The organism is Rothia uropygialis (assembly GCF_004137765.1).
GTDB lineage: Bacteria > Actinomycetota > Actinomycetes > Actinomycetales > Micrococcaceae > Rothia.
The window spans coordinates 273,492-293,239 of record NZ_NOIS01000005.1; the positions used below are offsets into that span (position 1 = coordinate 273,492).

Consider the following 19,748-nt stretch of genomic DNA (forward strand, 5'->3'; position numbering starts at 1 on the left):
CCTTACTGGTTTTTCACCGGGCTGGCCTGCGAGTGCACTGTGATTTCCCCGCTGGTGATCTTGCTCTTGAGGTCTTTCAACTCGTCCTTCATCTCATCCGAGACGTTGCCGTCCTGATCGTGGAACGGGGCCAACCCGACGCCGTCGTTCTCCAGGTTGCCGACGTACGGGGTATTGGTGAACTTGTCGTCCATGTCATCCACATAGGCTTGTTCGACCGCGTCGCCCATTTTCTTGATCACCGAGGTCAGCAAATATTCCTGTCCGCCAGCCAGGGTTTCGTATCCATCCGAATCCACCCAGATGACGCGGGCGGGGTTCTTCGGTTCGTCGGCGTTGTACCCGTTTACCGCGTCCATCGCACCATTGCCGACGGGTCCAGCAACGGGCATCACGATGTCGGCGCCTTCATTGAGGAAGTTCTGGGTCGTGGTCTTGCCTTTGCCCGTGTCCTCGAAGTCGCCCGTAAAACTGCCAGTCTGTTTCTGGACGTCCCATCCCAGCAGCGATACATCCTTGTGCTTCTGCTGGTTGTAGTAGTTCACGCCCTCGGCGAAGCCGTCCATGAAAATCGTGACGGTCGGAATCTCCTGTCCGCCGAAGGTCGCGATTTTGCCGGTTTTGGTCGAACCGGCGGCCAAGTATCCCGCCAGGAAGGCGGCCTGTGACGTGTCGTAGATGATCGGACGCACATTCGGCAGGTCGATCGAGTTGTCGTCGACGGTCGCGAAATGCTTGTCCGGGTGTGCTTGTGCGGTCGACTTGGTAACGTCCGAAAGGTTGAAGCCGACCGTCACGGTCAGCCCACAGCCGCCCCGGACCATGGAGTTGACGTTCGGCTCGTAGTCCGTGACCGCCTGGGATTCGGCTTGCTTGGTCTGGATGCCGTAATCGTCCTTGGTCTTGAGCAAGCCTTCGTACGAGTTCTGGTTGAATGAGCGATCATCGAATCCGCCCGAGTCGGAGACGATGCATCCCGTGTAATCCGAGCGGTCATTGGCAATATCCGCGTCTTTGTCCGGTGCGGGGGCGCAACCGGCCAGAAGCAACGCTGTTGCGCTGACGATGGCGCCACCTGCCAGTACGGCACGGCGCGGGCCCATAGGGTAAAGGGCAGGCATGAGAAACCTCCGGGTGCGCCGTTCCCCGGGTCTCCATTGACGATGCAGGAGGGCGACGGCAGCGAGTGATCTGCGGTACGCCCCATAGTCTAAACCGTCACTCGGTCATTCGCTGTCAGCTGCCAGCATTAATTACCGATGTTTGTCCTCGTCAGTCCGGCGTTGGTAGTTGATGGCCCGGAGGGCCGTGGCTGTCATGACACGCACGCCGCACTCTATGGCTCGTTCGTCGGCGACGTAGTCCGCTTGGTGCAGATCGTAGGTCGGCCCGCCCGGGAGGCGAGTTCCCAATCGCATCATCGAACCGGGAACTTCTTGCAACATCCACGCGAAGTCTTCCCCGCCCATGGACTGTTCCATGAGCACCACGGAGTCTTCGCCCAGTTCGGCCCGTGCGGCATTTTCCAACAGCGTCGTCTCGGCTTCGGTGTTGACCACGGGCGGAACGCCAGGAACATGTTCCAGTTCCACGTCTATGCCATACGGCGCTGCGACCTGCTCGACGACCTCGTCGAGCATTTCTGCCGCCTTGTACCAGGCATCAGCGTCCAGGCACCGCATGGTCCCGGCCATATAACCGGTCGCGGGAATCGCGTTGGGGGCTACGCCTGCCTCGATCTGTCCCCAGACCACCAGGACTCCCGAGCGGACATCCAGGTTTCTGGACAGTACCGCCGGAACGTTGATCGCGATCTGGCCCATCGCGTAGATCAGGTCTTCCGTCAGATGCGGCCTGGACGTGTGCCCGCCGTGTCCGCGCACGGTCAGCTTGATCGTGTCGGTCGCGGATGTGATTGCTCCGATACGCGTGCCGACCTGCCCGACGTCGACCTTCGGCTCGCAATGCAGAGCGAATGCCCTCGGAACCCCCTTCAGAACGCCCTCTTTGATCACCGAAATCGCGCCACCAGGAAGCTTCTCTTCGGCGGGCTGGAAAATGATCCGCACGGTGCCCGCCAGCGGCGCGGAAGAATTGATGTCCGCCAGGGTCAGCGCCACACCGAGCATGACGGTCTGGTGAATATCGTGACCGCACGCGTGCATCACGCCCTCGTTGATCGAGGCGAATTCGAGGCCCGTATTCTCTTCGATCGGCAAAGCATCGATGTCCGCGCGGAGAGCAACGGCAAGGGGGCCGTTGCCGATGTCGACGTAGCACCCTGTGTACTTGAACCGGACGGGGTGCAGGCCGGCTTCTTCCAGACGCTCGACGATCCTGTCCGTCGTTCGGTGTTCCCGGAAAGACAGCTCCGGATGGCGGTGAATCACGCGTCTGAAATCGATCAGTTCGTCGATGAATTTGCCCACGAGCGGGGTCACGTGGAGCGGACTACCAGATGCTGAAGGAGACGGACTATTTGCCATACAAGCGACCTTAGCGCCCCGCAAGGCAATCGCGCCCACGTTGCATCCGTGTCAGAACATGACGACGCCGCCCTCCCCCTTTTCGGGGAAGGGCGGCGTCGTGATATTGCCCGGCAGCGGTTGGATCAGAAGGCGCGAGCCAGTACGGCCTGCTTGACCTCGGCTATGGCCTTGGTCACCTGGATCCCACGGGGACATGCCTCGGTGCAGTTGAAGGTCGTGCGGCAACGCCACACGCCTTCCTTGTCGTTCAGGATCTCCAGACGAAGATCACCGGCGTCGTCACGCGAATCGAAGATGAAACGGTGCGCATTGACGATCGCCGCGGGTCCGAAGTACTGACCATCGGTCCAGAATACGGGGCAAGACGAAGTGCAGGCGGCGCACAGGATGCACTTGGTGGTGTCATCGAATCGTTCGCGATCCTCCTGGGACTGGTACCGTTCCCGCTCAGGCTCGTGGCCCTCGTTCATGAGGAACGGCATGATCTCGCGGTAGGACTGGAAGAACGGTTCCATGTCCACGATCAAGTCCTTCTCGCACGGAAGACCCTTGATGGCCTCGACCGTGACCGGCTTGGAGAGGTCGAGGTCCTTGAGAAGGGTCTTGCAGGCCAGACGGTTGCGACCGTTGATACGCATCGCATCCGAACCGCACACACCGTGAGCGCACGAGCGGCGGAAGGAGAGCGAGCCGTCGATCTCCCACTTGACCTTGTGCAGTGCGTCCAGAACACGGTCCGTACCGAACATCTCGAGTTCGAACTCGTCCCAGTAAGCCTCGTCCGAAACTTCGGGGTTGTAGCGCCGAACCTTCAAGGTCAGATCGTACGTGGGAATTTCTCCCCCGCCACCGGTCTCACCCGGTAGGTCGACCTTCGATGCCGGCTCGGCAGCTTCCTGTTCCTGAGTAGTCATTAGTACTTACGCTCCATCGGCTCGTAGCGGGTGAAGATCACCGGCTTGGTCTCGAGACGAATGCCGGCGACGCTGTCGGTCTCCGCACCTTCGTCCAGGTAGGCCATCGAGTGCTTCATGAATTTGTCGTCATCGCGATTCGGGAAGTCCTCACGGAAGTGACCGCCGCGTGACTCCTCACGGTGCAAGGCCGCGACCGACATGACCTTGGCGAGCTCGAGCAAGAAGCCCAGCTCGACGGCCTCGAGCAGATCCAGGTTGAAACGCTTGCCCTGGTCCTGGATCTGAATGTGCTTGTAACGCTCCTGCAGATCGGCGATCTTGTCCAGAGCATTGTGGATGGTGTCAGCCGTGCGGAACACCTGCATATCGGCGTCCATGACGTCCTGCAGCTCCTTGCGGAGGACAGCAACCTTCTGGTCGCCCTTTCCATTGCGCATCAGATCGAGCAAGTCGAGAGTTGGCTGCGCAGCATCCTCCGGAACCGGCAGGAAATCTGCGGTCGCGGCGTATTCGGCGGCCTTGATGCCGGCCCGCTTGCCGAAAACGTTGATGTCCAGCAGGGAGTTGGTGCCGAGACGGTTGGAACCGTGAACGGACACGCAGGCGACCTCTCCCGCCGCAAACAACCCGGGGACAGTCTGCTCGGAGTTCCGGTAGACCTCGGCGTCGATATTGGTGGGAATACCACCCATCGCGTAGTGCGCGGTCGGGAACACCGGGACGGGCTCGGTATACGGCTCGACGCCCAGATAGGTGCGTGCAAACTCGGTGATATCCGGCAATTTCGCGTCGATGTGCGCCGGCTCGAGGTGGGTCAGGTCGAGCAGGACGTAATCCTTGTTCGGGCCGCAACCACGGCCTTCTCGCACCTCATTGGCCATGGATCGGGCCACGATGTCACGCGGAGCGAGGTCCTTGATGGTCGGGGCATAGCGTTCCATGAAGCGCTCACCCTCGGAGTTACGGAGGATTCCGCCCTCACCTCGGGCGGCCTCGGAGACGAGAATACCCAGACCCGCAAGTCCCGTGGGGTGGAACTGGACGAACTCCATGTCCTCGAGCGGAAGGCCATTGCGGAAAGCGATGGCCATCCCGTCACCGGTGAGGGTGTGCGCATTCGAAGTGGTCTTGAAAATCTTCCCGCAACCGCCGGAAGCGAAGACGATCGACTTGGCCTGGAAAACGTGGACTTCGCCGGTCGCGAGGTCGTAGGTGACGACGCCGGAGGGGCGGCGCTCGCCGTCGACCTCCGTCATGACCAGGTCCAGGACGTAGTACTCGTTGAAGAACTCGACATTGTGCTTGACGCAGTTCTGGTACAGGGTCTGGAGAATCATGTGCCCGGTGCGGTCGGCCGCATAGCATGCACGTCGCACGGGCGATTTGCCGTGGTCGCGGGTGTGGCCGCCGAAACGGCGCTGGTCGATGCGGCCCTCGGGCGTGCGGTTGAAGGGCAGACCCATTTTCTCGAGGTCCAGCACGGCGTCGATGGCTTCCTTGGCCATGACCTCCGCGGCGTCCTGGTCCACCAGGTAGTCGCCGCCCTTGATGGTGTCGAAGGTGTGCCACTCCCAGTTGTCTTCCTCGACATTGGCGAGTGCCGCACACATACCGCCCTGTGCCGCACCGGTGTGCGAACGGGTCGGGTAGATCTTGGTCAGTACGGCGGTGCGGGCGCGCTGGCCGGACTCGATGGCTGCGCGCATACCGGCTCCGCCGGCACCGACGATGACCACATCGTACTTGTGAAGCTGCATTCTTCGATGCTCTTTCCTTGTTGAGTCTCTGTATGTGTGGGGGCGGCGGTCGGCCGGATCCCCCGGCGTCGTGCCTCGGCCGGTATTACGGTGCCGGGCAGAAGGACGGAACCAGCGAGGGGTCTGCGCCCGTGGGGCACGGCGAGAAGGTGAAGATCACCAAGGTGCCGACGAGCAGGATAAACCCGGAGGCCAGGAAGAGCAGGGTCTTGAGCCAGAAGCGGGTCTTGTCCTTTTCAGCGTAGTCGTCGATCACGGTGCGAACACCGTTTGTTCCGTGAATCATGGCGAGCCACAACATGATCAAGTCCCAGGTCTGCCAGAACGGATTGGCCCATTTGCCGCCCACGAAGCCGAAGTCGATCGCGTGTACGCCGTCGCCCATCATGAGGTTGACGAACAAGTGGCCGAAGATCAGAACGATCAGCAGCACACCGGAGACTCGCATGTACAACCATGCGAACATCTCGAAGTTGTTGCGCTTGGAACCGGACCGGTTGTACTTGATGCCATCGATGCTGTTGTCACGGCTACGGGGAACCGCTATCCGAGTTTTCAACGGAGTTGCCATTGGTTAGTGACCTCCAAAGACGATGGCGAGATGGCGGATGAGGAACGGCACAACGGCAATGACCCAAAGAATCAGAACGCCCCAAAGCATCGCCTTCTGGTTCTTGGCGCCGTTCTTCCAGAAGTCGATCAGGATAATCCGAAGACCGTTGAAGGCGTGGTAGACGATAGCGGCAACCAAGCCAGCTTCGCCGAGGCCCATGATCGGGTTCTTGTACGTGGCGATCACGTGGTTGTAGGCCTCGGGGGAAACCCGCACGAGGGCCGTATCAAGTACGTGGACAAGCAAAAAGAAGAAGATAGCGATGCCTGTGACGCGATGGGCCACCCAGGACCACATGCCCTGGCGGCCTCGATAGAGGGTGCCCTTGGATGTATTCGGCACTGAATAACCTCCCTGTTTCATCAACCGGAGGGCCGCGGCGTCGGTCTTCCATCCGGCGAGGGGCCCACGTTTACACTGCCACTGCGCAGACCGGGCAGGCCCGTGAGTCATGAGTGAGCGAGTTCTCTTGTCAGATTACCAGCAGCCAGACGGCTTGCTGACACCATGTCGACGCCGCTCTTCCCCGGAATCCTGGGGGCAATAAGCAACAATTTCATCACCTAATACCTTGCTTCCCACTGTTTCCGCCGATCGGCTCCCGGGAAATTCCCAGGGGCCTAGTCAACCTGCCCCCAAAGCTCCCTCCCCGAGCCTTGAGAATTATGACGAACGCAACCGGTACGATGTGAGCGATGAAATCACCACACAAACACTTCCACCCATTTATCCCGGCAGGCGGGGTTGGGTCCCGGCTTTGGCCCCTGTCTAGGGCAGACGCGCCAAAATTTCTCCTGGATCTCACGGGATCGGGCCATTCGCTTCTGCGCTCCACCTTCGACAGGCTGATCGATCTCAGCTCGAGTGGTGTGATGGTTGTCACTGGCCGTTCTCACGCGCAGGCCGTCCGCCAGCAGTTGCCGGAATGCTCGGAATCGGATCTGGTCTTGGAGCCCTCCCCCAAGGATTCGGGTGCAGCTATCGGCCTGGCTTCGGCAATCATCTCCCTGCGGGATCCGGAAGCCATTATCGGCTCGTTCGCCGCCGACCATGTGGTGGAACCCACAGATGAATTCCATAGGGTCGTCGAGGAAGCGATCGCGACCGCGGCCACGGGTCGGATCGTGACCATCGGTATCACTCCGACGTCCCCTTCCACCGGCTTCGGCTATATCCGTGCCAACGAAGGTCTCGACGTCCCGGCGGCTCCATCGGCGCTAAAAGTCGCCGAATTCGTCGAGAAACCGGACGAAGACACTGCGCGAGCCTACGTCCGCAGTGGCGAATACACCTGGAATGCCGGAATGTTCGTGGCGCCAGCCAAGCTCCTCTTGGCCCATCTCGAGGCCAGCCAGCCCGAGCTGCACGCAGGCATTATGGAGATCGCCAAAGCATGGGAGACAGAGCAGAGAGATGCGGTGATGGACCGCATCTGGCCGAATCTCCCCAAGATCGCCATCGACTATGCCGTCGCGGAGCCCGCCGCTGCCGCGGGCGACGTCGCCATGGTTCCCGCGTCTTTCACGTGGGATGACGTCGGGGATTTCGCCGCCATCAGCCGACTGAACCGCGCCGTCAACGTGGACGAGGTGGCGGTCATCGGCAAGAACAAGCGCGTGATGACCGATAACGCCTCCGGGATCGTCGCCTCGGACACGAGCCGCATTGTGGCGCTGATCGGGGTCGAGGACATTGTCGTCGTCGATACCCCGGATGCCCTGCTGGTGACCACTCAGGAGCACGCGCAACGGGTCAAGAATGCTGTCAATGCACTCAAAGAGAATGGCGACACCGACGTCCTGTAAAGGCATTGTCGCCACGATGCCCGAATGCCCCTGGAGGCCGCGGGCCCGGCATCGGTTGGTGATCCGATGCCGGGCCCGCAAGCCTCGCAGCCGCCCCGGTCTCTTGCGGAAGACGCGGTGGCTCTGACTTCCGTGGGTGCCGGTCCTTACCGGCGTCTCAGCCGAAGTTGATTCTTCCCAGCGGTCGCCAACCGCTGACTTCACCGATGTAGGCGTCCATTCCCCGAAGGGGGAACGTGACCCTGTAATCGCGGAAGTCAGCCAAGGCCGCCTCGAGGGTGCTGCGGTTCTCGTTCTGAGTCAGTGTCATGTGCGGGTGATAAAGGAACGGTGAGGCGCTCTGCCGTAACGACAGGCACCGCTCGTGCAGGTCGGTCAAAAAGTCCTCGCCCTCCCCCACCGAGAGAAACACGACGTCGCTCATGGGCCGGAAAGTCCCGGTGCCGGACAGCGTGAGGTTCCCCGGCGCGAGGCCGCGGCATTTTTCTCGCAACTCGGAGAGGAAGCCCGTGGCTTCTTCTTCAGGATTCTCGCCCAACTCCGCGATGAAAATCGTGATGTGGAGAGGAACCCCAGTGCCCGTACAGTGTTCCGAACGCCAGCGAATAACGTCCTCGTGCACTTGAAGGGGCACATCCAGAACCAGACTCAGATAGCTGTGACCAGGCAAGATGGTCGGGCTCACGCTGATCTTGCCGTTGTTCACGTCAGAAGTGGACACCATGGTTTCCAAGAGGTTTCAGGCCCGCGGAGGCAGGAATCCCATGTGCTCGTAAGCTGAGGCGATGGTCGGAACCGCGATTTCCCGGGCTTTGGCGGCTCCGATCGCCAGAAGCCTGTCCAATTCAGCGGGATCGTCCATAATCTCGAGGGTCCGTTCACGGATCGGTCCGAAGATCTCAGCGACGACTTCGGCCAGTCCGACCTTCAAGTGTCCGTACATCTTGCCTTCGTATTCCGCGACGATCTCATCGACCGGACGACGGGTGAGCGAAGAATAAATGGTCAGAAGATTCGAAACACCCGGCTTGGATTCCCTGTCGAAACGGATCTCCGTGCCGTCGTCGGTGACCGCGGATTTGATCTTTTTCGCCAACTTCTTCGGCTCGTCCAGCAACCAGATGATTCCGTTCTCAGACTCCGCAGACTTGGACATTTTGGCAGACGGGTTCTGCAGATCGTAGATCTTGGCGGTGTCCTTGAGGATTTTGGCCTCCGGGACCACGAAAGTCTCCCCAAAACGTGCATTGAAGCGTTGTGCGAGGTTGCGGGTCAATTCGAGGTGCTGGCGCTGGTCTTCGCCGACCGGGACTTGGTCGGTTTGGTACAGCAGGATGTCGGCGGCCATGAGCATCGGGTACGCGTACAGTCCGGCGGATGTGTTCTCGGATCCCTGCTTAGCGGATTTGTCCTTGAATTGCGTCATGCGACGGGCCTCGCCGTCGCCCGTGATGCAGTTCAGCAACCAGGCCAGTTGCGTATGCTCCGGAACGTGCGACTGCACGAAAAACGGCGTCTTCGTGGGATCGATGCCTGCCGCGATGTACTGCGCAGCCGTCTTCCGCGTCCGTTCCGCGAGCTGTTTGGGATCCTGCGGCACAGTAATGGCGTGAAGATCGGGAATGAAGTAGATGCACTCGTTTTCCTCTTGCATGTCCACCCAGTTCCGGACCGCTCCCACATAGTTGCCCAGATGCAGGGAGTCAGCGGAGGGCTGCGCACCGGAGAATACTCGGGGCGCGCCGGTGGATGCGTTGGGGATCGTGCGTTCAATCATTCTTTTCTACTCTCTTCAATACCTGCCCCCTCATGGCCGATCATCGGCGAATGGGCCAGGTATTCCTAGAACTGGTAATCGACCACGAGCGGTGCGTGGTCGGAGAAACGGGTGTCATAACTCGGCGCGCGGTCGACCACTGCGGACTTCGCGGCTTCGGCCAGAGCCGGAGTCGCCATGTGGTAATCGATCCGCCAGCCGGCGTCGTTGTCGAAAGCTTGGCCTCGGTAGGACCACCACGTATACGGCCCGGGCACCTCGCCAGCCAGCTCGCGGGCGACGTCGCGGTATCCGAGGTCGCCGAAGAATCGATCGAAATAGGCGCGCTCTTCCGGAAGGAATCCGGCGTTCTTGAGATTGCCCTTCCAGTTCTTGATGTCGAGTTCGGTATGCCCGACGTTGAGGTCGCCTACGATCAGCGCGTGGTCGGAATGCTGAGCCAACGCAGGCAGGCGCTCGAGCATGACGTCCAGGAAACGGTACTTGTCATCTTGACGCTCCGTGCCGACTTCGCCCGAATGGACGTAGGCAGAGACAACCGTCAGGGTTTCACCGTTGGGAAGCTCATAATCGGCCTCGACCCAGCGGCCCGACGTCGCGAAGTAGTCGACTCCGATGTTCTCCCTCTTGGCTACGGGCTGACCGGACAAACGCGAAGGACGCTCGGCCGAATCCTTGCGAGTAGCAATCGCGACACCGGCGCGCCCTTTGGCTTCGGCCTCGGCATGGAGGATGTCCCATTCCTCTTCACCGAGAAGGTTGCGGAGGTTCTTGTCCGGAGCACGAACTTCCTGCATGCACAGGATGTCGATGTCGCGATCTGCCAGCCAGTCCCCCATGGTCTGCTTCTTTTTGGGGTTGTAAGCGGCACGGATTCCATTGACGTTGACGGTCGCGACGCGCAGACTTTTGGCGTCTCGAGTGCTCTCATCCATGTATACGGGGGCCTTCCTCATGATCCTTCGAATTGCCGGCGCGAGGCGCCCTCAGGCGCCCTGGCGCATGTGCCGATGTTCGTGATGGGTGTCAGTCGACGACCGTACCGTCCACCGGGTCCTGCGACTGAACCATACCCATCCCGTTCTTGGCCGTGAAGTTGATGGTATCGATCGCACGGTCGACGACTTCCTGATCAGCGTGGTCGCCTTTGGCGATTTCCTCTTTCAGGACCTTGTTCTGGACCAGCACGATCTGGAAGGAGTGCGCGAGTTTTTGATCCCGCATGGCGTCCGCTTCAGGTACAGATGATGTTCCCGAAGACGGTGCCCGGAGCTGAGCGTCCTCGAGGTCGCTCCGCAGCTTTCTGACAGCATTTTTGCCGAACCGCAACGTTCCTCGAACCAGGTATAGAGCATAGGCCGCGAGGGCAAGCCAGCCCAGCGCAATAGCGGCCAGGATCCAACCCAGAACCGATTGCTCATTGGCCGCGGTGATCACCGCAAACACGAAGATCAGAACCATCACCGCCATGCCGATCACGGTGGCCCAAAAGGCCCTTCCGCTCGTTGCGCTGTTGGTACTTGCGTTGCCCACGCGGGGGCCTGAACTTCCGATCGGTTGCATGGTGCCCATTGTACAAGGACGTTTTCGCACAAACACCTGGCGGACGAGCCTGTGGAGAAGCCCTATGGCCACAGATCGAGAGGCCATCCTCCCCTATTAAAAAGTGGCCGCCCGACGTACGCGATTCCTCTACGGATCGCTCGCCGAGCGGCCGCTCGAAGTGGCGAAAAACCGCGGCCGGTTATGCGGCCGCCGCCAGCCTCTCGGCTCTCTCCACGACGTTCACGAGCAACATCGCACGGGTCATCGGCCCGACTCCGCCCGGGTTGGGCGAATACCATGAGGATTTCGCCGCCGCCTCCGGATGGATGTCCCCGGTGAGCTTCTTCTTGCCCGTCTCCGGGTTCAGAACTCGTGAAACCCCGACGTCCAACAGAATCGCCCCGTCAGCGACCTGTTCCGGCCGTACAGCATGCGGAACTCCGATTGCCGCAACAATGATGTCCGCACGGGACAGAACATCGTCGAGATTCTTGGTTCCCGTGTGAGCGATCGTGACGGTCGCGTTGATGTCTCGGCGCGACAACAGCAAACCCAAAGGCCGCCCGACAGTGATTCCGCGGCCCAGGACTACCACATTCTTTCCGACCAAATCGATTCCGTGCCGATGCATCAGCTCGATGATGCCGTTCGGCGTGCACGGAAGCGGAGAATCGATGTCCCCGTAGACGTTCAGCACAAGCCGCCCCAGGTTGGTCGGGTGCAGACCGTCAGCGTCCTTGTCCGGGTCGATTTTCTCGAGGATTCGGTTCGTGTCGATATGCGGTGGCAACGGAAGTTGAACGATGTAACCGGTGCATTCCGGATCCTGGTTCAGCTCCTCGACAACTCTTTCGAGCTCTTCCTGGGTCACATCCTCAGGCAGTTCTCGGCGAATCGACGCGATCCCCACCTCGGCGCAATCGCGATGTTTGCCACCTACATAGGAGTGCGACGCCGGATCGTCACCGACCAGAACCGTCCCGAGTCCGGCCGTGATTCCTTTTCCCTTGAGAACCTCCACCCGGTCATGGAGCTCTGACTTGATGGCCGCAGCCGTCGCGGTGCCATCGAGGATCTTTGGGGAATTGCCGTGGTTGGCCATATCGCTGATTTCGGATTCTCTTTCTTTTTCTTCTTCGGTTACCGTCACCACTGCTCGAGGCCCTCGTAGAGAGGGAATTCTCCGGCCAGCTTCTCGACCCTGTTCCGCAGCGATTCGATATCGACGCCCGGTTTCAGGGCCGCGGCAATAATGTCCGCGACCTCGGTGAACTCGTCCCGACCGAATCCACGGGTCGCCAAGGCAGGGGTTCCAATGCGGAGCCCCGACGTCACCATGGGCGGACGAGGATCATTGGGGACCGCATTGCGGTTCACGGTAATGCCGACCTCGTGCAGGATGTCTTCGGCTTGCTTGCCGTCCAACTCTGAATTGCGCAGATCCACCAGAACCAGATGCACATCGGTGCCTCCGGAAAGGACGGCAATTCCGTGCTCGGCGACGTCGGGTTGCGTGAGACGGTCCGCGAGGATCTTGGAACCCTCGACGGTCCGCCTCTGCCGATCCTTGAACTCGTCGCTCGCGGCAATCTTGAAAGCGACGGCCTTGCCCGCGATGACGTGCATCAACGGTCCTCCCTGCTGTCCCGGGAAAACGGCCGAGTCGACCTTCTTCTTGAGTTCCTCGGTGCAGAGGATCACGCCCGAGCGGGGACCGGCCAGAGTCTTGTGGACCGTGGACGTCACGACGTGAGCGTGGGGCACAGGGTTCGCATGGATCCCTGCGGCGACGAGACCGGCGAAGTGAGCCATGTCGACCCACAGGTATGCGCCGACCTCGTCGGCGATCTCACGGAAACGCTTGAAATCCTGTTCCCGCGGGTACGCTGACCAGCCGGCGACGATGACCTTGGGCTTGGCCTCCAGAGCGACCTCTCGCACACGATCCATATCGAGTCGGCCGGTTTCCGGATCCACCTCGTAAGCGGCGATGTTGTACAGCTTGCCCGAGACGTTGAGCTTCATCCCGTGGGTCAGGTGGCCACCATGGGCAAGTGACAGGCCCATCAGGGTGTCCCCCGGCTGCATGAGCGCCATCATCACGGCCGCGTTGGCCTGGGCGCCGGAATGCGGCTGCACGTTGGCGTGCTCGGCACCGAACAACGATTTGGCGCGCTCGCGAGCCAGGTCCTCGACGACGTCGACGTACTCACAGCCGCCGTAGTAACGACGTCCGGGATAACCCTCCGCGTACTTGTTGGTCAGTACCGATCCTTGTGCTTCCAGAACCGCCCGAGGAGCGAAATTCTCCGAAGCGATCATTTCCAGGGTATTGCGCTGTCGGCTCAGCTCGTTGTCAATGGCTTTCGAAACTTCGGGGTCGAGTTCGGCGAGCGGCCGGTTGTTGACATCCTGCGCGGACGAGTTGCTCATAGTTCTCCTGTTGGGCTGACTCCACACCGGGCCCGGCGTGGCACGCGAAAGGCTTCTGCACCATTCTAGGACATGGGACACTATGGGCATTGGTCCGTTTCACAGTAGGACGGGACGTGTACAGCCGTACGTGAACGGCCCAAGAAATAACCCTCGTATCGAACCAATCGGTAACTTGAGCGTGTTTAATGGGTCCCTGAGCCAACAGGAAAGGTCCTTGATGAACTCTCTCAACCCGCTCGGAACCAGCGATCCCCTTAACCTGCGATCCGGTTCCCCCTACAGGCCGGAATCGAGCACTACGAGAGAAAATCGTTCGCAACTGCCGCTTTCGGTGCCCCAGAAGGCCGTCATCTTCGACATGGACGGCGTCGTCACGGACACGGCAGCAGTGCACGCGAACGCGTGGAAGAAGCTCTTCGATGCCATCCTGTCCGATTCTCGGTTGGAGCCTTCGGACGGGCACGACGCCGAGGACATAGATCGCAGCGAATTCAGCATCACGACGGACTACCGCTCTTACGTGGACGGACGTGCCCGCGAGGACGGCGTTCGAACCTTGCTGGCGGCCCGCAACGCGGCTCTCCCCGAAGGCAGTGAGAACGACCCCGCAGGCCAGTGGACGGTTCAGGGACAGTCTCGCCTCAAGAACGACTACTTTCAGGAGGAGCTCGAATCCAACGGGGTGACCGTGTTCAAGGGAACCGTTGAGCTGGCTCGCCGTCTCAAGCGCAGCGGCGTGCCAATCGCCCTCGTCACGGCGTCCAGAAATTCCACGTCGGTTCTCGAGGCCGCAGATCTGGGGGGCCTCTTCGACCTCATCATCGACGGTACTTACGCTCTCCAGAACAACGTCCCCGGAAAACCGGCGCCGGATATGTTCCTCGCTGCGGCGAAGCAACTCGGCGTCACCCCCAAGGATGCCGCGGTCATCGAGGATGCCGTATCGGGGGTTCAGGCAGCCCGGGCAGGTGGGTTCGGGCTCGTCGTCGGCATCAACCGACACGGCGACCGCAACGAACTGGACGAGGCCGGTGCCGACCTGGTGCACAACGACGTCGCGGAGCTCGACCTCGGAGCCCAACGTGACGATTCGTGGAAACTCATTTACCACGGTTTCGATCCGGAGCAAGAAGGCCATCGGGAAGCGCTACTGACCCTCGCCAATGGCTACATGGGCGTCCGTGGCTGCCGACCCGAGCGCGGCGACGACGGGGTCCATTACCCGGGAACCTACGCCGCGGGTTTGTTCAATCGCGTGGTCTCCCATATCAACGGTCGCGACCTCGAACACGAGTCCATGGTCAATCTTCCGAACTTCCAGTTCTTGGACCTTCGGTTGCGGGGCGGCGACTGGTGGTCCGAGGGAGGCATGCAGCCCCTCGACGAAGTCACGGAACTCGATCTGCGCCACGGAGTGCTCTCCCGTCGGTGTCTGTTGGAAGAAGTTCCCAGCGAGGTCGGCGAGCCCTACACGGAAACACCCCGGCGTGTCCAAGTCGAACAGCGGCGCATCGTCTCGATGGCGAATCGCCACCTGGCCGCCATGGAAACCACGGTGACGCCTGTCGGGTGGTCGGGGCGAATTCACGTGCGGAGCGGGATCGATCCGAACGTCACAAACAACAATGTTGCCGAATACCGCGAATTGGCCCGTCATCACCTCGTAGCGGAGGCCTCGACCACGCTTCCGGACAACACCTTGATCAACGTCGTCCGGACCAATCAGTCGGGCCACGAGGTCGCCGTCGCTCAACGCACCGAAGTCCGGGGGCCCGTCAGCTCACGTCTCGAGCGGGAAATCCGACCGGGAGGCGTCGAAATGCGTCGTTACCGCGTCGACGGTCAGGACGGCAAGGCCGTCGTGTTCGATACGACCACGGCGCTGGTGACGTCACGCGATTCGGCGATCGCGTCCCCGGTGCTCGGCGCGGTTGAGGCGCTGAACAGATCCGAAACCGGCTTCGATGCGCTCTACGGCCCCCACGAGCAGACGTGGTCCCGATTGTGGGCTCGATTCGCCGTGGACATCGAGACCGATGTGGATACGATGCTGGCCCTCCGTCTCCACATCTTCCATATTGTGCAAACCCTCGGCCCCAACATGGAACTCAACGACGCCGGCGTAACCGCTCGCGGTCTCCACGGTGAGGGCTACCGGGGGCACATCTTCTGGGACGAGATCTTCATTCTGCCGATCATTACGATGCGCCTGCCCTTTGTGACCAGGTCGCTCTTGCAATACAGGTGGGCACGCCTGCCAGCGGCGCGGTACAAGGCCACGGAGTTCGGGGCCAAGGGAGCAATGTTCCCCTGGCAGTCCGGCTCCGACGGGCGAGAAGAAACTCCGGTCGAGTTGTACAACCCTCATTCGGACCGTTGGATGCCGGACAACTCGTGGCGCCAGTTCCACGTGGGCCTGGCCATTGCGTACAACTCATGGCAGTACTACACCGCCACGGCAGACACGAGCTGGCTCGCTCATCAAGGTGCGGAGCTCATGATCGAGATCGCTCGTTTCTTCACCTCGCTGGTGACCTTCGACCCGAACGACCGCCGGTACCACATCGAAGGAGCGATGGGACCGGACGAGTATCACGACGGCTACCCCGGCTCCGTCGACGGCGGCGGCCTGAAGGACAACGCGTACACCAATGTCCTGGCCGCGTGGCTCTTCCGCCATACGCTTGAGATCTTCGAGGAACTGCCCGAGCATCAATCGCTGCGGGTGTCCTCGGCGAACAACGTGACCGATGCCGAACTCGCTGCATGGAAGCACATGGCCGCGAACATCGCGGTCCCGTTCAACCATGACGGAACCATCAGCCAGTTCGAGGGATACGACGATCTCAAGGAGATCGACTGGGACCATTACCGGCGGAAGTACGGGAACATCGGGCGCATGGACCTGATTCTCGAATCAGAGGGCGATGCGACCAACAACTACAAACTCTCCAAACAGGCCGACACCCTGATGCTGGTGTACCTCTTCGGGCAACGGGGTCTTCAGGACGAGTTGGCGCACCTGGGCTACGACGTATCCTTGGCCAAGATCGAGGACACGATCAGCTACTACCTGGCCCGGACGTCCAATGGCTCCTCACTGTCCCGAGTCGTGACGGCGTCGATCATGTCCCGAGTCGACCCGCGGCACTCATGGAGTGTCTACCAAGACGCGCTCATGGCCGACTTGGACGACACCCAAGGCGGTACCACTCAGGAAGGCATTCACCTCGGGGCGATGTGCGGCACGCTCGACGTCGTCCAAAGGGCCTACGCGGGGGTTCAGGTGCTCACGGATTGCATTCAGCTGGAACCGTCCATGCCGGAAGAATTGCGCTCAGTCGGGTTCGAAGTCCAGTACCGCGGTCAGCTGCTCGACGTCTTCATCGATTCCAAACGGGTTCGGCTGTCCGCGCGGTCGCAGAAAGCCAGCGCCGTGCGGGTTCGCGTCGGCGAATTCGAAACGGTTCTCGAGGGCGGCGGCTCGTGCGAATACAAGCTCGAGGATCTCCACTCCGTAACACGCTGAGGACGGCCTCGGGCACCTCGCCCAAGACGCTGGCCCCAAGCGACTGAGAAGGCCCCGGTTCCGAGTCGAAACCGGGGCCTTTTCTCGTTTCGGCCGGGGCATGCGGGGACCAGCCGTGACTCAGTCGCGAGAAGCGGACCGGCGGCGCAGGAACGCGGCCACCAGCGCCCCCGAAACGTTGTGCCACACCGAGAAGACCGCTCCGGGCAGGGCGGCTTCCGGAGTGAAATAGGTTCGAGCCAACGACGTCGCCAGACCCGAATTCTGCATTCCCACCTCGATCGCGGTCGTACGACGTGCGGAAATGGGCACTCGGAACAGGGTCGCCGCCCCGTAGCCGAGAAGGTAACCCAGACCGTTGTGCAGGATCACCGCGAGCAGGACCAGGAGCCCTGCCGACACGATCGCTTCCGCGGACCCGGCGACGACGATCGCCACGATCACCGAGATAGCCGCGACCGAAACCCAAGGCAACACGGGGGTCACCCTGAGGACTACGCCGGGCACGAGCCAGCGCACCAAGAGGCCCAGGACCACTGGAATCAGGACGACTCCGAGGATCGAGAGCATCATGTCACTGCCGCTCACGTTCATCCGTTCACCCGCCAGCCAGATCGCCAGGAGCGGCGTGAGGAAAGGCGCGATCAACGTCGAGATCGAGGTCATCGCGACAGACAGGGCGACATCACCCTTAGCGAGGTACGAGACGACGTTCGAGGCCGTGCCCCCTGGACAACAGCCGACCAGGATCACACCGACCGCGAGCGCGGGCGGAAGCTGCAGGGCCCACGAAATGACGAACCCGAGCAGCGGCATGATCACGAATTGAGCGACCACACCGATGATGACGGGAATAGGCTTCTTGGCAACGAGCGCAAAGTCGGGGCCCGTCAGGGTCAGTCCCATCCCGAACATGATGACGCCCAGCAGTGGATTGACCCATCCAGAGAACCCCGAGAAAGCGCCTGGAAGAAAGAACCCCAGAACTCCTGCCCCAAGGATCAATAACGGAAAGATCGTCACGGCGTACAGAGCGCTGCGCTCTTCCGAATTCTTGATCGGTGACGGCGTGGTCTGGTCGGTGGAGTTCATGTGATATCTCTACCAGCCGACGGCCCTATGGGCTATTGCTCGCACTGATTCGTCCAGGATGTGGTCTATCGACGCACTGATGTCAATGCGCGCACCCCGCTCGTCGTCTTCAAGCTCCTCGAGCGTGTCCAATTGCGAGCGCAGAAGTCCTTGAGGCATGAAATGTCCGCTCCTGCCCTCGAGACGCTGAGAGAGCGTCTCTTCGTCGCCGGCGAGGTGAACGAAGAATGTCCCAGGGGACTGAGCGCTGATCGCCTGGCGATACGCACGCTTGAGTGCCGAACACGCGATGACCAGTCCGTTGCTCTCAGGCTCGACGAGGGCGGCATCGTGCAGCTTCTGGCCGACGACACGCAGCCACGGCCAGCGGTCTTCGTCCGTGAGCGGGTGACCCGCCGCCATTTTCTCGACATTCGACAGAGGATGCAGCGAGTCGGCGTCGACGAATTCGGCGTCCAGGCGAGTCGCCAGGAGGGAGCCTATGGTCGTTTTGCCCGCCCCGGAAACCCCCATGACCACGATCAGCGGCGGGTCAGTATGTTGATTTTCTACCAATTGTGTACGGTCCCATCGGCAAGTCGGTTGTACGGGAGATATGCCTGATCGTAGGGGAACCGGGCCGCGGCTTCCTCATCGAATTCGACTCCAAGTCCCGCGGCGTCACCCGGATGCAGATATCCGTCTTCGAAGGTCAGCCCCTCGTGGAATACTTCGCGTGTCAGCGGCGAATGGGGCATGTATTCCTGGAGCCCGTAGTTGTGGATGGACAATCCGAGATGAAGTTGAGCCGCGAATCCGATCGGTGAGACGTCCGTGGGACCGTGGAACCCCGACTTGACCTGGTACATCTCGGCAAAATTCATGGCCTTCCTGAGCTGCGTTATTCCGCCGAAATGCGTCGAGGCGCACCGCACGTAGTCAATGAGCTGTTCCTGGATGAGATCTTTGATGTCGTAGACGGAGTTGAAGACCTCACCGATCGCCAAGGGGGTCGTGGTGTGCTCACGGACCAGTCGCAATGCCTCCTGGTTCTCGGCCGGCGTACAGTCCTCGAGCCAGTACAAGTCATATGGTTCCAGTGATTTCCCCAGTTGAGCGGCCTCACGAGGTGTCATTCGGTGGTGGCCGTCGTGCAGCAAGGGCAGCTCGGGTCCGAACTCGTTGCGCACGGCTTCGAAGACGGTGGGGACGTGCCGCAGATACGCCCGGGTGTCCCAGTCCTCCTCGACGGGTTGGGTGCCGCGATTAGCGGGTTCGAAGTCGTACCGTTCTCCGGTCGACTGTTCCTGTGCGGCCACACCGTACAGTTTCTCGATTCCGGGCACCGAGGTCTGCACCCGAATCGACTTGTAACCCAACTCGAGTTCCTCCCGGATCGAGTCAAACAGCTGTTCAAGGTCTCTCCCGGACGCGTGGCCATAGGCTCGGCAGCCTCGGCGCGAGGCTCCGCCCAGCAACTGGTACACGGGCATTCCGGCTACCTTGCCCTTGATATCCCAGAGGGCCATGTCGACGGCGGCGATCGCGGCCATCGTGACCGGGCCACGTCGCCAGTACGACGCCCTGTACAAAAATTGCCACGTGTCTTCAATAGTGCTGGGATCCTTGTCCAGCAGGAGCTGACAGACATGCTCCTTGAGGTAAGCGGCAACCGCCAGCTCCCGCCCGTTCAGCGTTGCGTCGCCTATACCGGTGACTCCCTCGTCCGTCGTGATCCGAAGGGTCACGAAATTGCGGGACGGGCTTGTCACGAAGACCTCTGCCTTCTCGATGCGCATTATTGTCCTT

17 protein-coding genes are annotated in these 19,748 nt (G+C 61.0%); 2 read left to right on the plus strand and 15 right to left on the minus strand.

The window, feature by feature from the left end:
• Window positions 1–2 precede the first annotated feature (2 nt).
• The 6 genes from EWV35_RS12340 to sdhC all read right to left on the minus strand — a co-directional run bounded on the left by EWV35_RS12340 (window position 3) and on the right by sdhC (window position 6,139).
• Window positions 3–1,121: a BMP family lipoprotein gene (locus EWV35_RS12340; RefSeq protein WP_238654494.1), complete on the minus strand. Its 1,119-nt coding sequence runs from the start codon at window positions 1,119–1,121 to the stop codon at window positions 3–5.
• A gap of 132 nt (window positions 1,122–1,253) precedes the next feature.
• Window positions 1,254–2,486, minus strand: coding sequence for an amidohydrolase (locus EWV35_RS12345; RefSeq protein ID WP_129662290.1), 1,233 nt, complete (start codon window positions 2,484–2,486; stop codon window positions 1,254–1,256).
• 125 nt (window positions 2,487–2,611) lie between these two features.
• Window positions 2,612–3,403, minus strand: a complete 792-nt coding sequence (locus tag EWV35_RS12350) for a succinate dehydrogenase iron-sulfur subunit (RefSeq protein ID WP_129360751.1) — start codon at window positions 3,401–3,403, stop codon at window positions 2,612–2,614.
• Window positions 3,403–5,163 carry a succinate dehydrogenase flavoprotein subunit gene (gene sdhA / locus EWV35_RS12355; RefSeq protein WP_129662291.1) on the minus strand — a complete coding sequence of 587 codons (1,761 nt, stop codon included), beginning with the start codon at window positions 5,161–5,163 and terminating at the stop codon, window positions 3,403–3,405. Before sdhA ends, EWV35_RS12350 begins: the two co-directional genes overlap by 1 nt.
• A gap of 85 nt (window positions 5,164–5,248) precedes the next feature.
• Window positions 5,249–5,734, minus strand: coding sequence for a succinate dehydrogenase hydrophobic membrane anchor subunit (locus tag EWV35_RS12360; RefSeq protein ID WP_129662292.1), 486 nt, complete (start codon window positions 5,732–5,734; stop codon window positions 5,249–5,251).
• Window positions 5,735–5,737: 3 nt separating this feature from the next.
• Window positions 5,738–6,139, minus strand: coding sequence for a succinate dehydrogenase, cytochrome b556 subunit (gene sdhC / locus EWV35_RS12365; RefSeq protein WP_129360852.1), 402 nt, complete (start codon window positions 6,137–6,139; stop codon window positions 5,738–5,740).
• A 332-nt stretch (window positions 6,140–6,471) separates the two neighbouring features.
• Here sdhC and EWV35_RS12370 point away from each other — a divergent pair, with 332 nt between their 5' ends.
• Window positions 6,472–7,581: a mannose-1-phosphate guanylyltransferase gene (locus EWV35_RS12370; RefSeq protein WP_129662293.1), complete on the plus strand. Its 1,110-nt coding sequence runs from the start codon at window positions 6,472–6,474 to the stop codon at window positions 7,579–7,581.
• A gap of 157 nt (window positions 7,582–7,738) precedes the next feature.
• Here EWV35_RS12370 and EWV35_RS12375 read toward each other — a convergent pair whose 3' ends face one another.
• The 6 genes from EWV35_RS12375 to glyA all read right to left on the minus strand — a co-directional run bounded on the left by EWV35_RS12375 (window position 7,739) and on the right by glyA (window position 13,336).
• Window positions 7,739–8,305, minus strand: coding sequence for a 2'-5' RNA ligase family protein (locus EWV35_RS12375; protein WP_129662294.1), 567 nt, complete (start codon window positions 8,303–8,305; stop codon window positions 7,739–7,741).
• A gap of 15 nt (window positions 8,306–8,320) precedes the next feature.
• Window positions 8,321–9,358 carry a tryptophan--tRNA ligase gene (trpS, locus tag EWV35_RS12380; RefSeq protein ID WP_129662295.1) on the minus strand — a complete coding sequence of 346 codons (1,038 nt, stop codon included), beginning with the start codon at window positions 9,356–9,358 and terminating at the stop codon, window positions 8,321–8,323.
• Window positions 9,359–9,423: 65 nt separating this feature from the next.
• The gene (locus tag EWV35_RS12385) at window positions 9,424–10,293 is read right to left on the minus strand and encodes an exodeoxyribonuclease III (protein WP_129662296.1); all 870 of its coding nucleotides are present in this window, start codon (window positions 10,291–10,293) and stop codon (window positions 9,424–9,426) included.
• 91 nt (window positions 10,294–10,384) lie between these two features.
• Window positions 10,385–10,921 carry a hypothetical protein gene (locus EWV35_RS12390; RefSeq protein ID WP_129662297.1) on the minus strand — a complete coding sequence of 179 codons (537 nt, stop codon included), beginning with the start codon at window positions 10,919–10,921 and terminating at the stop codon, window positions 10,385–10,387.
• A 181-nt stretch (window positions 10,922–11,102) separates the two neighbouring features.
• Entirely contained in the window at window positions 11,103–12,005 is a 903-nt protein-coding gene (locus tag EWV35_RS12395; protein WP_129662391.1) for a bifunctional methylenetetrahydrofolate dehydrogenase/methenyltetrahydrofolate cyclohydrolase, read from the minus strand.
• A gap of 44 nt (window positions 12,006–12,049) precedes the next feature.
• Window positions 12,050–13,336, minus strand: coding sequence for a serine hydroxymethyltransferase (gene glyA, locus EWV35_RS12400; RefSeq protein WP_129662298.1), 1,287 nt, complete (start codon window positions 13,334–13,336; stop codon window positions 12,050–12,052).
• 220 nt (window positions 13,337–13,556) lie between these two features.
• Here glyA and EWV35_RS12405 point away from each other — a divergent pair, with 220 nt between their 5' ends.
• Window positions 13,557–16,868, plus strand: a complete 3,312-nt coding sequence (locus tag EWV35_RS12405; protein WP_129662299.1) for a beta-phosphoglucomutase family hydrolase — start codon at window positions 13,557–13,559, stop codon at window positions 16,866–16,868.
• A 120-nt stretch (window positions 16,869–16,988) separates the two neighbouring features.
• Here EWV35_RS12405 and EWV35_RS12410 read toward each other — a convergent pair whose 3' ends face one another.
• The 3 genes from EWV35_RS12410 to manD are packed head-to-tail and all read right to left on the minus strand — an operon-like array spanning window position 16,989 to window position 19,738.
• Window positions 16,989–17,960 (minus strand): bile acid:sodium symporter family protein, encoded by a 972-nt coding sequence (locus EWV35_RS12410; protein WP_129662300.1) that lies wholly within the window; start codon window positions 17,958–17,960, stop codon window positions 16,989–16,991.
• 9 nt (window positions 17,961–17,969) lie between these two features.
• The gene (locus EWV35_RS12415; protein ID WP_238654496.1) at window positions 17,970–18,515 is read right to left on the minus strand and encodes a gluconokinase; all 546 of its coding nucleotides are present in this window, start codon (window positions 18,513–18,515) and stop codon (window positions 17,970–17,972) included.
• Window positions 18,509–19,738 (minus strand): D-mannonate dehydratase ManD, encoded by a 1,230-nt coding sequence (gene manD / locus EWV35_RS12420; RefSeq protein WP_129662301.1) that lies wholly within the window; start codon window positions 19,736–19,738, stop codon window positions 18,509–18,511. The genes EWV35_RS12415 and manD overlap by 7 nt, the downstream gene beginning before the upstream one ends.
• Window positions 19,739–19,748: the final 10 nt, after the last annotated feature.

What these genes read in the sequence shown, in the direction of transcription:
- EWV35_RS12410 (WP_129662300.1), bottom strand. Translation starts at nt 17,960, where the DNA reads ATGAACTCCACCGACCAGACCACGCCGTCACCGATCAAGAATTCGGAA.
- sdhC (WP_129360852.1), bottom strand. Translation starts at nt 6,139, where the DNA reads ATGAAACAGGGAGGTTATTCAGTGCCGAATACATCCAAGGGCACCCTC.
- trpS (WP_129662295.1), bottom strand. Translation starts at nt 9,358, where the DNA reads ATGATTGAACGCACGATCCCCAACGCATCCACCGGCGCGCCCCGAGTA.
- EWV35_RS12375 (WP_129662294.1), bottom strand. Translation starts at nt 8,305, where the DNA reads ATGGTGTCCACTTCTGACGTGAACAACGGCAAGATCAGCGTGAGCCCG.
- EWV35_RS12390 (WP_129662297.1), bottom strand. Translation starts at nt 10,921, where the DNA reads ATGCAACCGATCGGAAGTTCAGGCCCCCGCGTGGGCAACGCAAGTACC.
- glyA (WP_129662298.1), bottom strand. Translation starts at nt 13,336, where the DNA reads ATGAGCAACTCGTCCGCGCAGGATGTCAACAACCGGCCGCTCGCCGAA.
- manD (WP_129662301.1), bottom strand. Translation starts at nt 19,738, where the DNA reads ATGCGCATCGAGAAGGCAGAGGTCTTCGTGACAAGCCCGTCCCGCAAT.
- EWV35_RS12385 (WP_129662296.1), bottom strand. Translation starts at nt 10,293, where the DNA reads ATGGATGAGAGCACTCGAGACGCCAAAAGTCTGCGCGTCGCGACCGTC.
- EWV35_RS12395 (WP_129662391.1), bottom strand. Translation starts at nt 12,005, where the DNA reads ATGGCCAACCACGGCAATTCCCCAAAGATCCTCGATGGCACCGCGACG.
- EWV35_RS12370 (WP_129662293.1), top strand. Translation starts at nt 6,472, where the DNA reads ATGAAATCACCACACAAACACTTCCACCCATTTATCCCGGCAGGCGGG.
- EWV35_RS12350 (WP_129360751.1), bottom strand. Translation starts at nt 3,403, where the DNA reads ATGACTACTCAGGAACAGGAAGCTGCCGAGCCGGCATCGAAGGTCGAC.
- EWV35_RS12405 (WP_129662299.1), top strand. Translation starts at nt 13,557, where the DNA reads ATGAACTCTCTCAACCCGCTCGGAACCAGCGATCCCCTTAACCTGCGA.
- EWV35_RS12360 (WP_129662292.1), bottom strand. Translation starts at nt 5,734, where the DNA reads ATGGCAACTCCGTTGAAAACTCGGATAGCGGTTCCCCGTAGCCGTGAC.
- EWV35_RS12340 (WP_238654494.1), bottom strand. Translation starts at nt 1,121, where the DNA reads ATGCCTGCCCTTTACCCTATGGGCCCGCGCCGTGCCGTACTGGCAGGT.
- EWV35_RS12345 (WP_129662290.1), bottom strand. Translation starts at nt 2,486, where the DNA reads ATGGCAAATAGTCCGTCTCCTTCAGCATCTGGTAGTCCGCTCCACGTG.
- sdhA (WP_129662291.1), bottom strand. Translation starts at nt 5,163, where the DNA reads ATGCAGCTTCACAAGTACGATGTGGTCATCGTCGGTGCCGGCGGAGCC.